This window comes from Enterobacter cloacae complex sp. P14RS, assembly GCF_014895895.1.
Taxonomy (GTDB): domain Bacteria; phylum Pseudomonadota; class Gammaproteobacteria; order Enterobacterales; family Enterobacteriaceae; genus Enterobacter; species Enterobacter bugandensis.
Map to the genome: position 1 here is coordinate 345,570 of NZ_JADBQM010000006.1, position 17,187 is coordinate 362,756.

Sequence of the window (17,187 nt, forward strand, 5' to 3'; positions counted from 1 at the left end):
GCTCCGTTAATTAAGCCAGGCGCCGAGCGGTAACGTCACGTCCAGCAGGCGGTCAAAGGCGTACCACAGTAAAATCCCCATCACCACGCCTGAGATCCCCGCCGCGGGGAGGGTGGCGTTAAACAGCATGCCGATGACCATCGTCAGAATGGCGGTCGCCACCGGGAAGCCGAGCCACTCAAAGCCCCAGGCATACATCAGCAGGACAATCACCATCACCAGCAGACGCTGCAGAATGCGACGCGGCGGCCACTCGACGGTATCCGGGTGGCGAAGCAGCAGCGCCACCGAGCAGAGCAGCATCAGGCCGACGATGCCCATTGGGAAGGGGCGGGGTCCCACGGGTTCATAGCTGTATTCGCTGTGGATCTGCCAGGCGACAAACATCCCGCCAACGCAAAGCAGCAGCCATATCCCGGCAAAAATACGATCGCTCATAGCGCCTCCGGTTATTTCGCCAGGCCAAAGGCTTTCGCCTGTTCGCGGTAGTCATTCACCTGTTTTTTGACGTACTCATCCAGTGGCTTACCGGTCAGGTTAAACTCAAACAGTCCGCGCAGATCGCGCTGTTTCTTAAATTCTTCCGTCTGCTGGAGTTTGTTGAACGCGTCGACCCACCACTGGTACTCGGCGTCGGTCACTTTTGGCCCGACGAAGAAGCCGCGGATTATCGGCCAGACCAGGTTATAACCCTGCTCTTTGGCGGTCGGGACGTTCGCCAGCTGGCCCGGCAGACGGTTTTCCGAGAAGACCGCCAGCACGCGAATTTTATCCCCGCTCAGGTACGGCACCATCTCGCTGAGATCGCCGGAAACGGCCTGAACGTGGTTGCCCATCAGCGCCGTGACCGGTTCGCCGCCGCCCTCAAAGGCCACGTAGCGCATCTTGTGCGGGTCAACCTTCGCCTGCTGGGCGAGAAGGGCCGCTTTCATCCAGTCCTGGCTGCCGATAGACGCCCCTGCGCCAATCACCACGCTGTTCGGATCTTTTTCCATAGCGGTCAGCAGATCTTTCAGGGATTTCCACGGGGAATCGGCACGCACGGCAATCATTCCGTAGTCGGTGCCGACGGTCGCCAGCCAGCGCACGTCATCCACACCGTAGCGGCCAAACTTGCCCTGCGACAGGTTCAGCAGCGAGCCGCCGGAGAAGGCCACCACCGTTCCCGCTTCCGCCGGACGTTGCGCGACAATCGCGTTATAGGCCACCGCGCCCACGCCGCCTGGCATGTAGGTGACGCGCATCGGTTTCTCAATGGCCTTCGTCTCCAGCAGGCTGACCTGAATAAGCTTGCAGGTGAGATCGAAACCGCCGCCCGGTTTGGCCGGGGCGATACATTCGGTACGGGACGGAGCGTCCTGGGCCTGAACGACAGAGGTACTCAACAGCAATACGCTTGCAGCAAGGGTAGAAAGTAATTGTTTTTTCATCGTTTATCCTCACGCCGGGGGTACGGGTCTTTTTTTCTGATTATGTGAACCACCTTGTAGCGGTTCCGTTGCGTGATTGTTAAAACAATAACCTTTCATTTCCCTTTCAACGGGACACCAACTTTACAGGATGTGACATGCGTCTCTTACTCGCAGAAGATAATCGTGAGCTGGCTCACTGGCTGGAGAAAGCGCTGGTGCAGGAAGGCTTTGCCGTGGACTGCGTCTCCGACGGACGTGCCGCCGACCATCTGCTGCAGGGTGAAAACTACGCGGTCGCTATTCTGGACATCGGCATGCCCGGTTTTGACGGCCTGGAAGTGGTCCACCGCCTCAGAAAACGGGGGCAAACGCTGCCGGTGCTGTTTCTTACCGCCCGCAGCAATGTGGCGGATCGGGTGAAGGGACTGAACGCCGGGGCAGATGACTATCTGCCAAAACCGTTTGAGCTGGAGGAGCTTGACGCGCGTCTGCGCGCCCTGTTGCGCCGAAGCGAGGGTCGAACGCAGGAGCGCCAGCGCCTTGGGGAGCTGGAGTATGACGACGAGGGCTTTTTCCTGCTGCGCGATGAACCGCTTTCCCTGACGCCGCGGGAGCTCTCCCTGCTGAAAGTGCTGATGCACCGCCGGACCCGTCCGGTTTCACGACAGCAGCTTTTCGACCAGGTGTTCAGCCTGAACGACGACGTCAGCCCTGAAAACATCGATCTCTATATTCACCGGCTGCGTAAGAAGCTGACCGGCAGCGGCGTGCGGATCACCACCCTTCGGGGGCTTGGGTACGTGCTGGAGTGCGGCGATGAGGTGGGTTAAGCCGCAGTCGCTCTATCTGCAGCTGTTGCTTTTCCTGGGTCTGCCGCTGCTGCTGCTGTGGGGATTGTCGGCCTTTAACAGCTACGTTAGCGCACTGCAGGCGGCCACGCAGGCCTACGATCGCACGCTGTTATCCTCTGCCCGCACCATCTCCGAGCGGCTGGAGGTGCGCAACGGCAGGCTGGCGGTGGACGTGCCCTGGGTGGTGCTCGACAGCTTTGAGCTCAACATGAACGACCGGCTCTACTATAAGGTGGTCGACCCCGACGGACGGGTGATCTCCGGCTATGACGATCTGCCGAAGATGCCGCCTGCGACGTCGCGCACAACGCTCTATCCGGCGCTGGCCTGGTTTTACCACACCGAATATCGCGGCCAGGCGATTCGGGTGGCGCGCCTGCTGCAGCCCGTAAATGAAGATAATGTTTTTGGCATGGCGGAGATTTACGTCGCCGAGACGCTCCAGTCCCGCCGCTATCTCGCCAGCCAGTTGCTCTTTTCATCCTGGGTTTCACAGGGGCTTCTGGTGCTGCTGACGCTGGTGCTGACCGCATGGCTGCTGCGCCGCGTGCTGCGCCCAATGCGCCAGCTTTCGTCACTGATGGTGCGGCGCGAGCCGGGCCTGCTCGCACCGCTGCCGGAGCTGCTGCCCTGGTCGGAGACCCGGCTGCTGATAGTCGCCTTTAACCGCTATATCGACCGGCTGCGCGGCGTGCTTTCGCGTCAGGAACGCTTTAACGCGGATGCGTCGCACCAGCTCAAAACGCCGCTGGCGGTGCTTAAAACCCAGGTCACCGTCGCCCTCGCGCGTCAGGATCCCGCCCTGTGGCAGGAGAGCCTGCGGGCAATGAATGCCACCCTGGACGACACTATCGTGCTCACCGAGCGGCTGCTGCAGCTTTCAGCGGTGAAGGGAAAAGAGCAGGGGGATCGTCATTTCACGCCTGTGGATCTGGTTCAAGTGGTGCAGAACTGCTGTTTTTCCCGGCTGGCGCAGGCGCGGAGCAAGGCGATCGATTTAGGATATGACGGTGTACAGCAGCCGGTCACGATCGAAGGCGATGACGTTCTGCTGGGCGAGTTGTGCGCCAACCTGCTGGAGAACGCGATTAAATATACGCCTGCAGGCGGGACCGTGACCGTATTCCTGCGCGTGGATGGCGGCGCCGTTGAGCTGAGCGTTGAGGACAGCGGCCCCGGCATTGAAGAGGATCAGATCTACCAGGCGATGCAGCCTTTCCACCGTCTGGACAACGTCGGGAACGCCGCCGGTTCCGGGATTGGGCTGGCGCTGGCGGGGGATATCGCCCGGCTGCACCGCAGCCATTTGCAGCTGACCCGCAGCGAAACGCTGGGTGGCCTTTGCGTCAAAATGCGCTTTCTGCTGCTTACGTAAAAAAGCCGGGGGTTTCAAATCGTTACAATCTTCCTGTCCGCCGCACGCAGAGTGCTTGATCCCCCGCAGACTCAGGTTAAAATCTCGCGGTTTTGGGGACTTCTCTATAATTATGCAGGATCGCGATAATGAAAAAAGTGGCATTACTGGGCCTCGGCCTGATGGTTGTATCTGCGGCGGCTAACGCCATTAGCATTAATGGTTCGGCGGGTCAGGACTATACCCACCTCGGTTTTGGCATGGGTACTGACACCTCCGGTCTGGCAATGACCGGCGGCTGGACGCACAACGATGACGACGGCGACGCGGCAAGCCTCGGCCTCGGTCTGAATATTCCTCTTGGCCCATTCCTGGCCACCGTTGGCGGTAAAGGTATCTACACCAACCCGAATGACGGTGATGAAGGGTACGCAGCGGCAGTGGGCGGCGGCCTGCAGTGGAAAATTGGCGACAGCTTCGGCCTGTTTGGCGAGTACTACTACTCTCCGGATTCCCTCTCCAGCGGCATCGACAGCTATGAAGAAGCCAACGCCGGCGCGCGCTGGACCATCATGCGTCCGATTACCATCGAAGCGGGCTACCGTTATCTGAACCTGGCCGGTAAAGACGGCAACCGCGATAACGCGCTGGCTGACGGCCCGTACGTGGGCGTGAGCGCAGGCTTCTAATCGTTCCGGCGCGGCGTTCCGTCGCGCCAGTTTCTCTCATCTCCACCCCGCGTTTGCGCTATAGTGTTTTGACCAAATAAGCGGGAGAACACAATGATTAACGTGGAGATGTTATCCACCGGCGACGAAGTGCTGCACGGACAGATTATTGATACCAATGCTGCCTGGCTTGCCGATCTTTTCTTTGAGCAAGGATTACCGTTAACGCGCCGCAATACGGTAGGAGACAACCTTGAGTCCCTGGTCAGCATTTTGCGCGAGCGTAGCGAACAGTGCGACGTGCTGATTGTGAACGGCGGGCTCGGCCCCACCAGTGACGATCTTAGCGCGCTGGCTGCCGCGACCGCAAAAGGCGAAGGGCTGGTGCTGCACGAGGCGTGGCTTTCGCAGATGGAACGCTTCTTCTCCGAACGTGGACGCGTTATGGCTCCCAGCAACCGCAAGCAGGCTGAAATTCCCGCCAGCGCCGAGCTGGTTGATAACCCGGTCGGTACCGCATGCGGGTTTGCCATGCAGCTGAACCGCTGCCTGATGTTCTTCACGCCGGGCGTGCCTTCCGAATTTAAGGTAATGGTCGAGCAGCAGATCCTGCCGCGCCTTCGCCAGCGTTTTACTCTGCCTGAACCTCCGCTGTGCCTGCGCCTGACCACCTTTGGCCGCTCGGAAAGCGATCTGGCCCAGAGCCTTGACCACCTTCCGCTGCCGCCGGGCGTCTCCATGGGTTATCGCTCCTCTATGCCGATCATTGAACTCAAATTAACAGGACCGGCCACGCAGAAAGAGGCGATGCTGGCCCTGTGGCCTGAGGTGCAGCGCGTGGCGGGCGAAAGCCTGATTTTTGAAGGGACGGAAGGGTTGCCTGAGCAGATTGCAAAACATCTGCAGACTCGCCAGCTCAGCGTGACCTTAAGCGAGCAGTTCACCGGTGGCCTGCTGGCGCTGCAATTGTCGCGCGTCAACGCGCCGCTGCTCGCCAGCGAAGTGGTGCCGTTTCAGCAGGAGACCCTGGCGCAAACCGCCCGCTGGGCTTCCGAAAGAAGGGTGAAGCATTTTGCCGGTCTGGCGCTGTTTGTCGGCGGGCTGGATGAGGATTACCTCAACTTCGCGCTGGCGACGCCGGATGGCACCTGGGCGCTGCGGGTAAAAATGAGCATCACCCGCCACAGCCTGGCGGTGCGTCAGGAGGTGTGCGCCATGATGGCGCTGAATATGCTGCGCCGCTGGCTCAACGGCAAAGAGGTCGCCAGCGAGCACGGCTGGATTAACGTTGTCGAGTCGCTGTTCGTTGAGTAATGCCTGTGCCGGGGCCTTTCGCCCCGGCAACGTTCAGCCCAGCGCTTTCGCCAGCAGGGTAATCGGATGTTCGCAGCGCTTGCTGGTGGACATCTCAATCTGCCATTTACAGGTTTCGCAGTCCGTCACCACGATATCCGCGCCGCTCTCTTCAATCTGGCGGAACAGCGGGGCGCCAATTGCCTGCGAGGTTTCGTAGTTTTCACGCTTAAAGCCGTAGGTGCCTGCGATGCCGCAGCAGCGCGAATCCAGCACCGTCAGCTCCAGCCCCGGAATTAACCGCAGCAGCTCCAGCGTATAAAGCGACCAGCCCATTTTCTCCATATGACACGGGGTGTGATAGACCACCTTCAGCGGCAATGTTCCCAGCGGCAACGTCTGCCCGCTGTCCAGCTTGCGCCAGAGGAAGCGCGTCGCCAGCTCGATGTGCTCGCGCAGTCCGGCGTTATCCACGTCCAGCAGGTGCGGGTACTCATCGCGCAGGGTGAAGGTGCAGGTGGACGACGTCGCCAGCACCGGCATGCCTTTATCGACAATCGCTTCGCGCAGGGAGGTGACGTTGCTTTTGGCCTGCCTGCGCGCTTTATCGGTAAACCCGTTGGCAATCAGCGGCACGCCGCAGCACTTCTCTTTGCTAAGCAGCTGTACGCCGGTTCCCATGGCGTTGAGCACCTTCAGCAGGTCTTTTCCCAGCTGCGGGTGGTTGTAGTTCACATAGCAGCCGTGGAAAAAGGCTACCCGATCGTCGTACTGCGCCTGCTGCTCCGCGACGGTTTTATACCAGCGACGGAAGGTGCCGTGAGAATATTTTGGCAGGCTGCGGTGATGGTCTATTTTAAGCGTGGCATCCAGCAGCTGACGCACCGGCTTGAGTGAGGTTGCGGCATTCACCAGCGGGGCAAACGGCGTGGAGACGCTGCCCATCAGATCGGTATGGCTCAGGATCGCATCGCGCAGTGTCGGCTTTTGCGTGCTGTAACGCGCCCGGGCGCGCTGGATGATGTCGCCGATTTTCACGTCCGACGGGCAGGCGACCTCGCAGCGCTTGCAGTTGATGCAGTATTTCAGCGCCTCGTCGTACAGCCTGCCGTCCTTCAGGCGCAGGCGCTCGCCGTCCGGCCCGGCCTGCTTTGGCCCAGGGTAGCGCGGGTTTACGCCGCTGACCGGGCAGACGGTGGTACAGACCGTGCATTTAATGCAGCTTTCGAAACGGGTGTCGTTCATTGTTCAGCCTCCACGCGCTGGATAATCTGCTCGGCTACATACAGCGCCGTGACGGCGCAAACCCCGCCGCCGCATCCCTGGGGGATCGGATCGTATCCGCCCAGCAGCGAGCCGATGGCAAAAAGATTACCGACGGGCATACCGGAAAGCTGCGGATGTAGCCGGTTATCGACAATTACGCCAAACTGCTGCCAGGGCTGCGGCGTGAAGAAATCACACTGATACCAGTCCGCGCGGGAAGCGGTTTGCCGCACATCCAGCCCCATAATCGCTTCCCGGATGCCCTCCCGGCAGCTCAGCAGCCCGTTGCTGAAGAAGCTCCCGCTCGCCAGCACCGTATAGCGGGCGCGAAGCGGAATATCCTCGTGGTTGCGCGTCCAGATTTCGCTCACCGCGCCGTCAGTCAGGGTGATTTTTTTCACCTCGTCACCCGCCATCCACACGCCGCCCTGCGCAACAAACTGGCGCTGAAGCTGGGTATGCAGACGAATGCCGGGTACGGAAGGGGGAAGCATCGGCAGTAAACCGAGCGTGCAGGGCAGACGATCCGAGAGCCAGCGCCAGAGCCGGTTGTCGTTTAAACCAAAGCAGGCGGGCATTAACAGGGCATCGCAGGTTTCACCGAGCGGCCTGAGCGCGTCATACAGCAGCGGCCATTTGTCCTCGTTATCCAGAAAACGGGCGATATTCACCGCGCGAAACTCGCTCGGGTTATCGCGCAGGATATCCAGCTCGGGCAGCTCTATTTCTGCCGTGTCGGCGTTGATGCCCTGGCGACAGAGCGAGGCCGCCGCGAGATGGGGTTGAAAATCCAGAAAGCCGCTAATACCCACCACCCGCACTCGTCCCGCGCTGACGGGGGCCACGGGGACTTCCTCCGGGCTGAGCCACGCGGAGCGCAGGGTGCCGAGCGGCGTGATGCGCTGGTGATTTTGCCTGGCGCTTCCCTTCAGACGCGCGCCGCAGCCCGCCAGCAGCGCTTCGGCTTCCAGCGCAAAGCGGTCAATATGCTGCGCGCCAACCAGGTGATAGGGGTGCTCCGGCGGCAGCCTGTCGCGGTACGCTTCGTCCACCAGATCCAGCGATCCCGACGAGAAGTGCAGGGCGCTCTGGCCGCGGGTGATAATGGCGCAGCGCAGCCCCTGCTTCGTGAGTTTGATGCCGCAGAGCAAGCCTGCCAGCCCGCCGCCGACGATTACGGTATCAAATTTCATCGTGTTGCTCCTTCTCCAGGCCGCAAAGCCCCTGATAGACCCAGCGGGTAAATTCGCTTTCGCGCAGAGCATCGCCCCAGGCGACAGGCTGAATGCCTTTCCAGCGCTCGTTCAGAAACGCGCTGAGCTGATCGAGCGACTGGGTGGCGGTGGTGGTATGAAAACGCTGCAGCAGCCCGGCGGCACGGCAGGCGCACAGCTCGCCCTGACAGGTCCCCATTCCGACGCGGGTGCGGCGGCGGAGATCCAACAGGCTGTTGACCGTCAGGTTCTCTACCGCGTACTGCACTTCGCCTGCGGTAACGGCTTCGCACTCGCACACCAGGCTGCGGCTCAGTCGTCCTTCACCGAGCCACTGCGGCGTTCTGTCGCCGTGGCGGTAGATGGCCGAACCGCGCAGTGGCGCGGGCAGGGAGATGATTTTTTGCAGCGTTTTTTCGGTAGACTGGCGCGATCCCGGCAACGGCTGTTCTGCGGTAACGCACGGTTCGGTATTTCCGAGCTTGCGGCACACGGCATCGGTCGCCCACTCGGCCATCAGCCGGTAGGTCATCAGCTTGCCGCCGGTAATGGTGATAAACCCGTCCATGCCGTCGCGCCCGGCGTGATCGAGCAGCACGATGCCCCGGCTGACGTTACGTCCGCTCGGATCGTTATCGCTGGCGACAAGGGGACGCACGCCCGCGTAGGCGCGCAGGACACGCGTCTGCGCCATCACCGGCGCCAGCTTTTCCCCTTCGCGCAGCAGAATATCCACTTCTTCGGCGGTGACCCGGTTGACGTCAATGTCGCTGTAGTCAACGTGCGTTGACGTCGTACCGATGAGCGAAATGGTGTCGCCCGGCACAAGAATGTCGGCGTCAGACGGTTTGCGGCAGCGGTTGATGACGTGGTTATTGATGCGGTGGTCAAGGATCAGCAGCGAACCTTTGGCCGGGAACATGCGGATGGATAAATCGGCGTATTCCGCGATGCGCTGGCCCCAGATCCCCGCCGCGTTGACCACCACGGCGGCGTGCAGCTCGCTGTGCTCGTTATACTGCGTATCAAACACCCGCACGCCGCAGATGCGATGACCCTCGCGGATAAGCCCGGTCACTTCATGTCCGGTCAGAATGCGCGCGCCATGCTCGCGGGCGTCCAGCATGTTGGCGGCGGTCAGGCGGAACGGATCGACGGTGCCGTCAGGTACCTTCACCGCGCCGATCAGCGTCGGGTTCACCGACGGCTCCAGCCGCCGGGCCAGCGCCGGATCCATGGCCTCCGCCTGAATGCCCGCTGCAGTACAGGCGGTTATAAAGGTTGACTGAAAGGCGAGGTCATCTTCGGGAAGGGTAATAAAGAGGCCGTCGGTCGGCTCTATGCAGTGTCGGGCGATACGCTTGAGGATCTGGTTTTCAGCGATACATTCGCGCGCGGATTCACCGTCGGTGACCGCATACCGCGCGCCGCTGTGCAGCAGGCCGTGGTTACGTCCCGTCGCGCCGGTGGCTATATCGTGGCGCTCCAGAAGCGTGACGCTTAAGCCGCGAAGGGCGCAGTCGCGTGCGATGCCAGCGCCGGTTGCGCCACCGCCAATGATAATCACATCGCTGTAGCGTGGATCGTGAATTGTCATTGCCTTTCCTCTATGTTCGTTTTTTAGCATTTAGCCACATAGATCGTGTGGTTTGTTTGATTTCGAACATAAACGCGCGAAATTCGAAACTGAAACGTGATTTCATGCGCTTTTTTGCGCATTCTGTCATATTTCTGTAACAATCTGTGCGTTGATTCACAGTAACAAACCGCATGTTTTTTTAACATCCCCGCCTCTGTAACCGGGCGCGAGATGCCTGGTCATTTTTTGAAAGGCCACGGAGGCTGTTATGCTCAGTATCTTCAAACCTGCGCCGCATCGGGCGCGACTGCCAGAGGCAGAGATCGATCCTCTCTACCGCCGTCTGCGTTGGCAAATCTTCCTCGGGATCTTCTTCGGGTATGCGGCGTACTATCTTGTACGTAAAAACTTTGCGCTCGCCATGCCGTATCTGGTGGAGCAGGGCTTCTCTCGCGGCGACCTGGGCTTCGCGCTGTCGGGGATCTCCATCGCCTACGGTTTTTCTAAATTCATCATGGGTTCTGTGTCGGACCGTTCGAATCCGCGCGTGTTCCTGCCCGCCGGTCTGATCCTCGCGGCAGCGGTCATGCTGTTCATGGGCTTTGTGCCGTGGGCGACGTCCAGCATTGCCATCATGTTCGTGCTGCTGTTCCTCTGCGGCTGGTTCCAGGGGATGGGGTGGCCGCCGTGCGGACGTACCATGGTGCACTGGTGGTCGCAGAAGGAGCGTGGCGGCATTGTGTCGGTGTGGAACTGCGCGCATAACGTCGGGGGCGGGCTTCCACCTCTGCTGTTCCTGCTGGGGATGGCCTGGTTCAACGACTGGCACGCGGCGCTCTACATGCCTGCCTTTGGTGCTATTCTGGTGGCGATTATTGCCTTCGCCCTGATGCGCGACACACCGCAGTCCTGCGGGCTGCCGCCAATCGAAGAGTACAAAAACGACTATCCGGATGACTACAGCGAGAAGCACGAAGAAGAGCTGACCGCGAAACAGATCTTCATGAAGTACGTGCTGCCGAACAAGCTGCTGTGGTACATCGCGGTGGCGAACGTGTTCGTATACCTGCTGCGCTACGGCATCCTCGACTGGTCCCCGACCTACCTGAAAGAGGTGAAGCACTTCGCGCTGGATAAATCCTCCTGGGCGTACTTCCTGTATGAATATGCCGGGATCCCGGGCACGCTGATTTGCGGCTGGATGTCGGACAAAGTGTTTAAAGGCAACCGCGGCGCAACGGGCGTGTTCTTTATGACCCTGGTGACCATCGCGACTGTCGTTTACTGGCTTAACCCGCCGGGTAACCCATCAGTAGACATGGCCTGTATGATCGTTATCGGCTTCCTGATTTACGGCCCGGTGATGCTGATCGGTCTGCACGCGCTGGAGCTGGCGCCGAAAAAAGCGGCGGGCACGGCGGCAGGCTTTACCGGTCTGTTTGGCTACCTCGGCGGTTCCGTCGCGGCGAGCGCTATCGTGGGCTACACCGTTGACTTCTTCGGCTGGGACGGCGGCTTTATGGTGATGATCGGCGGCAGCGTGCTGGCGGTTCTGCTGCTGGTTGTTGTGATGATCGGCGAGAAACGTCACCACGCGGAAGTGCTGGCGCGTCGTCAATAAGGAGCATTGCGATGAAATTAACCCCATTAACCACCGGCCTGCTGCTGGCAGGCCTGATGACAGGCTCTGCCCTGGCGGCGGATAAAATCGTTATCGCCCACCGCGGTGCCAGCGGCTATCTGCCGGAGCATACGCTGCCGGCGAAAGCGATGGCCTATGCCCAGGGGGCGGATTACCTGGAGCAGGATCTGGTGATGACGAAGGACGACCAGCTGGTCGTCCTGCATGACCACTATCTTGACCGCGTCACGGACGTGGCGGAGCGTTTCCCGGACCGCGCGCGCAAAGACGGTCGTTACTACGCCATCGACTTTACCCTGGATGAAATTCGCTCTCTGAAGTTTACCGAAGGCTTTGAGATTGAAAACGGCAAGAAGGTGCAGGTCTACCCGGGACGCTTCCCGATGGGCAAATCTGACTTCCGGATCCATACCTTCCAGGAAGAGATTGAGTTTGTTCAGGGGCTGAACCACTCGACCGGTAAAAACATCGGTATCTACCCGGAAATCAAAGCGCCGTGGTTCCACCATCAGGAAGGGAAGGACATTGCCGCGAAGACGCTGGAGGTGCTGAAACAGTACGGCTACACCAGCAAGAAGGACAAAGTTTACCTGCAGTGTTTTGACGCAGCCGAGCTGAAGCGCATCAAAACCGAGCTGGAGCCGAAGATGGGGATGGATCTCAATCTGGTGCAGCTGATTGCCTACACCGACTGGAACGAAACCCAGGAGAAACAGCCGGACGGGAAGTGGGTGAACTACAGCTACGACTGGATGTTCAAGCCGGGCGCGATGAAGCAGATTGCGCAGTACGCTGACGGCATCGGGCCGGATTATCACATGCTGGTGGCGGAAGGCTCAACGCCTGGCCACGTGAAGCTGACGGCGATGGTGAAAGAGGCGCACGCCAGCAAGATGCAGGTGCATCCGTACACGGTGCGTGCCGACCAGCTGCCGCCATATGCCACCGATGTGAATCAGCTTTACGAGGTGTTGTATAAGCAGGCGGACGTGGACGGGCTGTTTACGGATTTCCCGGATAAAGCGGTGACGTTCTTAAAATAGAAAAAGGGCCGTAAGGCCCTTTTTTACATCTCGATCTCAATATCGCCTTTTGCCCGGCAGCAGCAGGGCAAAATTTCCCCTTCACTGATAAAGGCCAGCGGTTCGGTCAGCCAGTCCACCTGGCCTGCGACCAGACGGCAGCGGCAGGAGCCGCAATAGCCTTCACGACACTGGTACTCTACCTCCACCTGATGCGCTTCAAGCGCCACCAGAAGGGAAGGGTGCTCATCCTGGCACAGCACTTCGGTGCCAGAAAGGCTCAGCGTTACGCGCGTCATCAGAGCTGGAAGTCGCTCAGGTCGTCGGTGTTGACTTCAGAATCAATCTGACCGACCAGATAAGAGCTCACTTCCACTTCCTGCGGCGCAACCTGCACGTTATCGGATACCAGCCAGGTGTTGATCCACGGAATCGGGTTAGAGCGCGTCTGGAACGGCAGGTCCAGACCAACCGCCTGCATGCGGATGTTGGTGATGTACTCCACGTACTGGCACAGAATATCTTTGTTCAGGCCAATCATGGAGCCGTCGCGGAACAGGTAGTCTGCCCACTCTTTCTCCTGCTGAGCCGCCAGCACGAACAGGTCGTAGCACTCCTGCTTGCACTCTTCGGCGATTTCCGCCATCTCCGGGTCGTCCGTACCGCTGCGCAGCAGGTTCAGCATGTGCTGGGTGCCGGTCAGGTGCAGGGCTTCGTCACGAGCGATCAGACGGATGATTTTGGCGTTGCCTTCCATCAGCTTGCGCTCGGCAAAGGCGAAGGAGCAGGCGAAGCTCACGTAGAAGCGGATCGCTTCCAGGGCGTTAACGCTCATCAGGCAGAGGTACAGCTGCTTTTTCAGCGCGCGCAGGTTCACGGTAACGGTTTTGCCGTTCACGCTGTGGGTGCCTTCGCCCAGCAGATGCCAGTAGCTGGTCATCTCGATCAGCTCGTCGTAGTAGTGCGCAATGCCTTCCGCGCGCTTCTGGATCTGCTCGTTAGTGACGATATCGTCAAACACCACCGCCGGATCGTTCACGATGTTGCGGATGATGTGGGTGTAAGAGCGGGAGTGGATCGTCTCGGAGAACGCCCAGGTTTCCACCCAGGTTTCCAGCTCAGGAATCGAGATCAGCGGCAACAGCGCCACGTTCGGGCTACGGCCCTGAATGGAGTCCAGCAGCGTCTGGTACTTCAGATTGCTGATGAAAATATGCTTTTCGTGATCCGGCAGCGACTGGTAATCAATACGGTCGCGGGAAACGTCAACTTCTTCCGGACGCCAGAAGAAGGAGAGTTGCTTTTCAATCAGCTTTTCGAAGATGTCATATTTTTGCTGATCGTAGCGTGCCACGTTGACCGGCTGGCCGAAGAACATTGGCTCTTTGAGCTGGTCGTTTTTCGTCTGTGAAAAGGTGGTATATGCCATGAGTGTGTCCTGTCTTACGAAATAAAGGCGGGGATATCCCCGCCCTTCATTAGATCTTACATGCGCCGCTTTCGCAGCCATCGTCCTGAATTGACGGTACCAGGTCGTCCTGCGCGTCTTCTGCACCGTCACGGGTGTTGTGATAGTACAGCGTTTTCACGCCAAATTTGTAGGCGGTCAGCAGGTCTTTCAACAGCTGCTGCATTGGTACCTTGCCGGACGGGAAGCGCGTCGGGTCGTAGTTAGTATTGGCAGAGATCGACTGGTCGATAAACTTCTGCATGATACCCACCAGCTGCAGGTAGCCGTCGTTGTTTGGCATCTCCCACAGCAGCTCGTAGTTGTTGCCCAGCGTTTCGTAATCCGGCACCACCTGACGCAGCACGCCGTCTTTTGACGCTTTAATGCTGACGTGGCCGCGCGGTGGCTCAATACCGTTGGTGGCGTTGGAGATCTGCGAAGAGGTCTCGGACGGCATCAGGGCAGAGAGCGTGGAGTTACGCAGGCCGTGCGTTTTGATGGACTCGCGCAGGCCTTCCCAGTCCAGGTGCAGCGGCTCGCTGACGATCGCATCCAGGTCTTTCTTATAGGTGTCGATCGGCAGAATGCCTTTTGCATAGGTGGTTTCGTTGAACCACGGGCACGCGCCTTGCTCTTTCGCCAGCTCGTTAGAGGCTTTCATCAGGTAGTACTGAATCGCTTCGAACGTCTGGTGCGTCAGGTTGTTAGCGCTGCCGTCGGAGTAACGCTTGCCGTTTTTCGCCAGCCAGTAGGCGAAGTTGATCACGCCGATACCCAGGGTACGACGGCCCATTGCGCCGCGTTTAGCGGCCGGGATTGGGTAATCCTGGTAGTCCAGCAGGGCATCCAGCGCACGTACCGCCAGCACGGCCAGCTCTTCCAGCTCGTCCAGGCTCTTAATCGCACCCAGGTTGAACGCGGAGAGCGTACACAGGGCGATTTCGCCGTTTTCGTCGTTCACGTCTTCCAGCGGTTTGGTTGGCAGGGCGATCTCCAGGCACAGGTTAGACTGGCGCACTGGCGCAACCGCCGGATCAAACGGGCTGTGGGTGTTGCAGTGGTCAACGTTCTGGATGTAGATACGGCCGGTAGAGGCGCGCTCCTGCATCATCAGGGAGAACAGGTCTACCGCCTTCAGGCGCTGTTTACGGATGCTGTCGTCTTTTTCATATTTGGTGTACAGACGCTCGAACTCGTCCTGATCGGCGAAGAACGCGTCGTACAGGCCCGGGACGTCGGACGGGCTGAACAGGGTGATGTCTTCCCCTTTCAGCAGACGGGTGTACATCAGCTTGTTGATCTGCACGCCGTAGTCCATGTGACGCACGCGGTTGCCTTCCACGCCGCGGTTGTTTTTCAGTACCAGCAGGCTTTCCACTTCCAGGTGCCACATTGGGTAGAACAGGGTCGCTGCGCCGCCGCGCACGCCGCCCTGAGAGCAGGATTTTACCGCCGTCTGGAAGTGCTTGTAGAACGGGATACAGCCGGTGTGGAACGCTTCACCGCCGCGAATCGGGCTACCCAGCGCGCGGATGCGACCGGCGTTGATGCCGATACCGGCACGCTGGGAGACGTATTTCACGATGGCGCTGGAGGTGGCGTTGATGGAATCCAGGCTGTCACCACACTCGATCAGTACGCAGGAGCTGAACTGACGGGTAGGGGTGCGCACGCCAGACATGATCGGCGTTGGCAGAGAAATTTTGAACGTCGATACCGCATCGTAGAAACGCTTCACGTAGTCCAGACGGGTGTCGCGCGGGTAGTTTGAGAACAGGCAGGCAGCCACCAGAATATAGAGGAACTGGGCGCTTTCGTAGATCTCACCGGTCACACGGTTCTGAACCAGGTATTTGCCTTCGAGCTGCTTCACCGCCGCGTAGGAGAAGTTCATGTCGCGCCAGTGATCGATAAACCCGTTCATCTGCTCGAACTCTTCTTCCGTATAGTCTTCCAGCAGATGCGTGTCGTATTTGCCCAGCTCAACCATTTTCACCACGTGATCGTAAAGCTTTGGCGGCTCGAACTGGCCGTAGGCTTTCTTACGCAGGTGGAAAATCGCCAGACGCGCAGCGAGGTACTGATAATCCGGTGCGTCGCGGGAGATCAGATCCGCCGCTGCTTTGATAATGGTTTCGTGGATATCAGACGTTTTGATGCCGTCGTAGAACTGAATGTGGGAACGCAGTTCAACCTGGGAGATAGATACGTTGTTCAGCCCTTCTGCTGCCCAGTCGAGAACTCGATGGATTTTGTCCAGATTGATACGCTCGGTAGTACCGTCGCGCTTTGTCACCAGCAGACTCTGATTCATGTGGGTTTTACCTGTCCGTGAAATAAAAAATATCCCCCGCTTATCCACAGATCCGTCTTGTGACTAACTCTGTGGATAAATACTACATATAGGGGGTTTGCGATAAGAAAAACGCTATATGGTGAGTATTCTAGTATCGAATCTTTTCAGCACAAGGGTTGATTTTGAGGTTAAATTGAGGTTGTGAAAGGGTAAAAAAGCGTAAGTCCTCGTACCGTAAGGCCTGGAAGAGATGTCAATAATTAAGAAAAAAAATTCAAAATTTGATCGAGTGCTGATTTCTTCAACGGGCGGTCAGAATTGCGCAACATGATGTCGCGCAATCTTTATAAGAATAACGAATGACGTTAGTCGTTTTTGGCGGTTGTGTGCAACATATAGTTAACATCCACGCCCGGTGCGAGTTTGAATTTATCCGTTAGCGGGTTGTAGTGCAGGCCCGTGATGTGCTGCTCCTTAAGCCACGTCTGGTCAACCCAGCCCAGCAGTTCGGCAGGCTTGATAAACTTCTTCACGTCGTGCGTCCCTTTCGGCACCATGCGCAGCACATATTCTGCGCCGACCACGGCCATCAGCCAGGCTTTTCCGTTGCGGTTGATTGTCGAGAAGAAGACCTGGCCGCCCGGCTTCACCAGTTTTGCACAGGCGTTTACCACGGACTGCGGATCCGGAACGTGCTCCAGCATCTCCATGCAGGTCACCACATCGTACTGGTGAGCATGTTTTGCCGCGTGCTCTTCCACGGTTTCCTGCACATATTCCACCTGTATACCGGACTCCAGCGCATGAAGACGGGCAACCTGTAGAGGCTCGAAGCCCATGTCCAGGCCGGTGACGGTGGCCCCTTCGCGCGCCATGCTTTCCGCCAGGATGCCGCCGCCGCAGCCGACGTCGAGCACTTTCTTACCGAACAGACCGCCGGAACGCTCCGCGATATAGCCCAGACGCAGCGGGTTAATGCGATGCAGCGGTTTGAACTCACCTTCGAGATCCCACCAGCGGGACGCCACCGCTTCAAATTTGGCAATCTCTTCGTGGTCAACGTTGTGTGCCACCGGGGATTTTTCGGCATTCATGGGCGCTTTTACTCCTTATTTAGCAAGACAAATGAGTATATCAGGC

15 protein-coding genes are annotated in these 17,187 nt (G+C 58.8%); 6 read left to right on the top strand and 9 right to left on the bottom strand.

Annotation, left to right across the window (positions count from 1 at the left end; genetic code table 11):
- Window positions 1–6: 6 nt before the first annotated feature.
- Complete coding sequence (locus IM295_RS05725) at window positions 7–438, bottom strand: tripartite tricarboxylate transporter TctB family protein (RefSeq protein ID WP_014884622.1); 432 nt, start codon at window positions 436–438, stop codon at window positions 7–9.
- Window positions 439–449: 11 nt separating this feature from the next.
- Window positions 450–1,430, bottom strand: a complete 981-nt coding sequence (locus IM295_RS05730; protein WP_047363034.1) for a tripartite tricarboxylate transporter substrate binding protein — start codon at window positions 1,428–1,430, stop codon at window positions 450–452.
- 137 nt (window positions 1,431–1,567) lie between these two features.
- On the opposite strand from IM295_RS05730, the gene tctD reads away from it, so the two are divergent.
- The 4 genes from tctD to IM295_RS05750 all read left to right on the top strand — a co-directional run bounded on the left by tctD (window position 1,568) and on the right by IM295_RS05750 (window position 5,599).
- Window positions 1,568–2,242 (top strand): transcriptional regulator TctD, encoded by a 675-nt coding sequence (tctD, locus tag IM295_RS05735; RefSeq protein WP_049137273.1) that lies wholly within the window; start codon window positions 1,568–1,570, stop codon window positions 2,240–2,242.
- Window positions 2,229–3,638 (top strand): sensor histidine kinase, encoded by a 1,410-nt coding sequence (locus IM295_RS05740; RefSeq protein ID WP_193066378.1) that lies wholly within the window; start codon window positions 2,229–2,231, stop codon window positions 3,636–3,638. Before tctD ends, IM295_RS05740 begins: the two co-directional genes overlap by 14 nt.
- 128 nt (window positions 3,639–3,766) lie before the next feature.
- Complete coding sequence (locus tag IM295_RS05745) at window positions 3,767–4,306, top strand: YfaZ family outer membrane protein (RefSeq protein ID WP_028013913.1); 540 nt, start codon at window positions 3,767–3,769, stop codon at window positions 4,304–4,306.
- 93 nt (window positions 4,307–4,399) lie between these two features.
- On the top strand, window positions 4,400–5,599 hold the full coding sequence (locus IM295_RS05750; protein WP_193066379.1) for a nicotinamide mononucleotide deamidase-related protein YfaY: 1,200 nt from the start codon (window positions 4,400–4,402) through the stop codon (window positions 5,597–5,599).
- Window positions 5,600–5,632: 33 nt separating this feature from the next.
- On the opposite strand, the gene glpC is transcribed toward IM295_RS05750, so the two are convergent.
- Genes glpC through glpA form a run of 3 tightly spaced genes read right to left on the bottom strand, consistent with a single transcriptional unit; the run spans window position 5,633 to window position 9,655 of the window.
- Window positions 5,633–6,823 carry an anaerobic glycerol-3-phosphate dehydrogenase subunit GlpC gene (glpC, locus tag IM295_RS05755; RefSeq protein WP_047363036.1) on the bottom strand — a complete coding sequence of 397 codons (1,191 nt, stop codon included), beginning with the start codon at window positions 6,821–6,823 and terminating at the stop codon, window positions 5,633–5,635.
- Window positions 6,820–8,037 carry a glycerol-3-phosphate dehydrogenase subunit GlpB gene (gene glpB, locus IM295_RS05760; protein ID WP_193066380.1) on the bottom strand — a complete coding sequence of 406 codons (1,218 nt, stop codon included), beginning with the start codon at window positions 8,035–8,037 and terminating at the stop codon, window positions 6,820–6,822. Before glpB ends, glpC begins: the two co-directional genes overlap by 4 nt.
- Window positions 8,027–9,655 carry an anaerobic glycerol-3-phosphate dehydrogenase subunit A gene (glpA, locus tag IM295_RS05765; protein WP_193066381.1) on the bottom strand — a complete coding sequence of 543 codons (1,629 nt, stop codon included), beginning with the start codon at window positions 9,653–9,655 and terminating at the stop codon, window positions 8,027–8,029. The genes glpB and glpA overlap by 11 nt, the downstream gene beginning before the upstream one ends.
- A gap of 250 nt (window positions 9,656–9,905) precedes the next feature.
- Between glpA and glpT the strand changes: the two genes are divergently transcribed.
- Together glpT and glpQ are read left to right on the top strand one after the other, a co-directional pair.
- A complete protein-coding gene (glpT, locus tag IM295_RS05770; RefSeq protein ID WP_028013908.1) occupies window positions 9,906–11,258 on the top strand; it encodes a glycerol-3-phosphate transporter in 1,353 nt (450 codons plus the stop codon).
- Between the two features lie 11 nt (window positions 11,259–11,269).
- Window positions 11,270–12,322 (top strand): glycerophosphodiester phosphodiesterase, encoded by a 1,053-nt coding sequence (gene glpQ, locus IM295_RS05775; RefSeq protein WP_041908960.1) that lies wholly within the window; start codon window positions 11,270–11,272, stop codon window positions 12,320–12,322.
- 23 nt (window positions 12,323–12,345) lie between these two features.
- Here glpQ and yfaE read toward each other — a convergent pair whose 3' ends face one another.
- The 4 genes from yfaE to ubiG all read right to left on the bottom strand — a co-directional run bounded on the left by yfaE (window position 12,346) and on the right by ubiG (window position 17,141).
- Window positions 12,346–12,600, bottom strand: a complete 255-nt coding sequence (yfaE, locus tag IM295_RS05780) for a class I ribonucleotide reductase maintenance protein YfaE (RefSeq protein ID WP_047367977.1) — start codon at window positions 12,598–12,600, stop codon at window positions 12,346–12,348.
- The gene (nrdB, locus tag IM295_RS05785) at window positions 12,600–13,730 is read right to left on the bottom strand and encodes a class Ia ribonucleoside-diphosphate reductase subunit beta (RefSeq protein WP_041908962.1); all 1,131 of its coding nucleotides are present in this window, start codon (window positions 13,728–13,730) and stop codon (window positions 12,600–12,602) included. Before nrdB ends, yfaE begins: the two co-directional genes overlap by 1 nt.
- Window positions 13,731–13,779: 49 nt before the next feature.
- Window positions 13,780–16,065 (bottom strand): class 1a ribonucleoside-diphosphate reductase subunit alpha, encoded by a 2,286-nt coding sequence (gene nrdA / locus IM295_RS05790; protein ID WP_028013905.1) that lies wholly within the window; start codon window positions 16,063–16,065, stop codon window positions 13,780–13,782.
- 347 nt (window positions 16,066–16,412) lie between these two features.
- Complete coding sequence (gene ubiG / locus IM295_RS05795; protein ID WP_020690665.1) at window positions 16,413–17,141, bottom strand: bifunctional 2-polyprenyl-6-hydroxyphenol methylase/3-demethylubiquinol 3-O-methyltransferase UbiG; 729 nt, start codon at window positions 17,139–17,141, stop codon at window positions 16,413–16,415.
- Window positions 17,142–17,187: the final 46 nt, after the last annotated feature.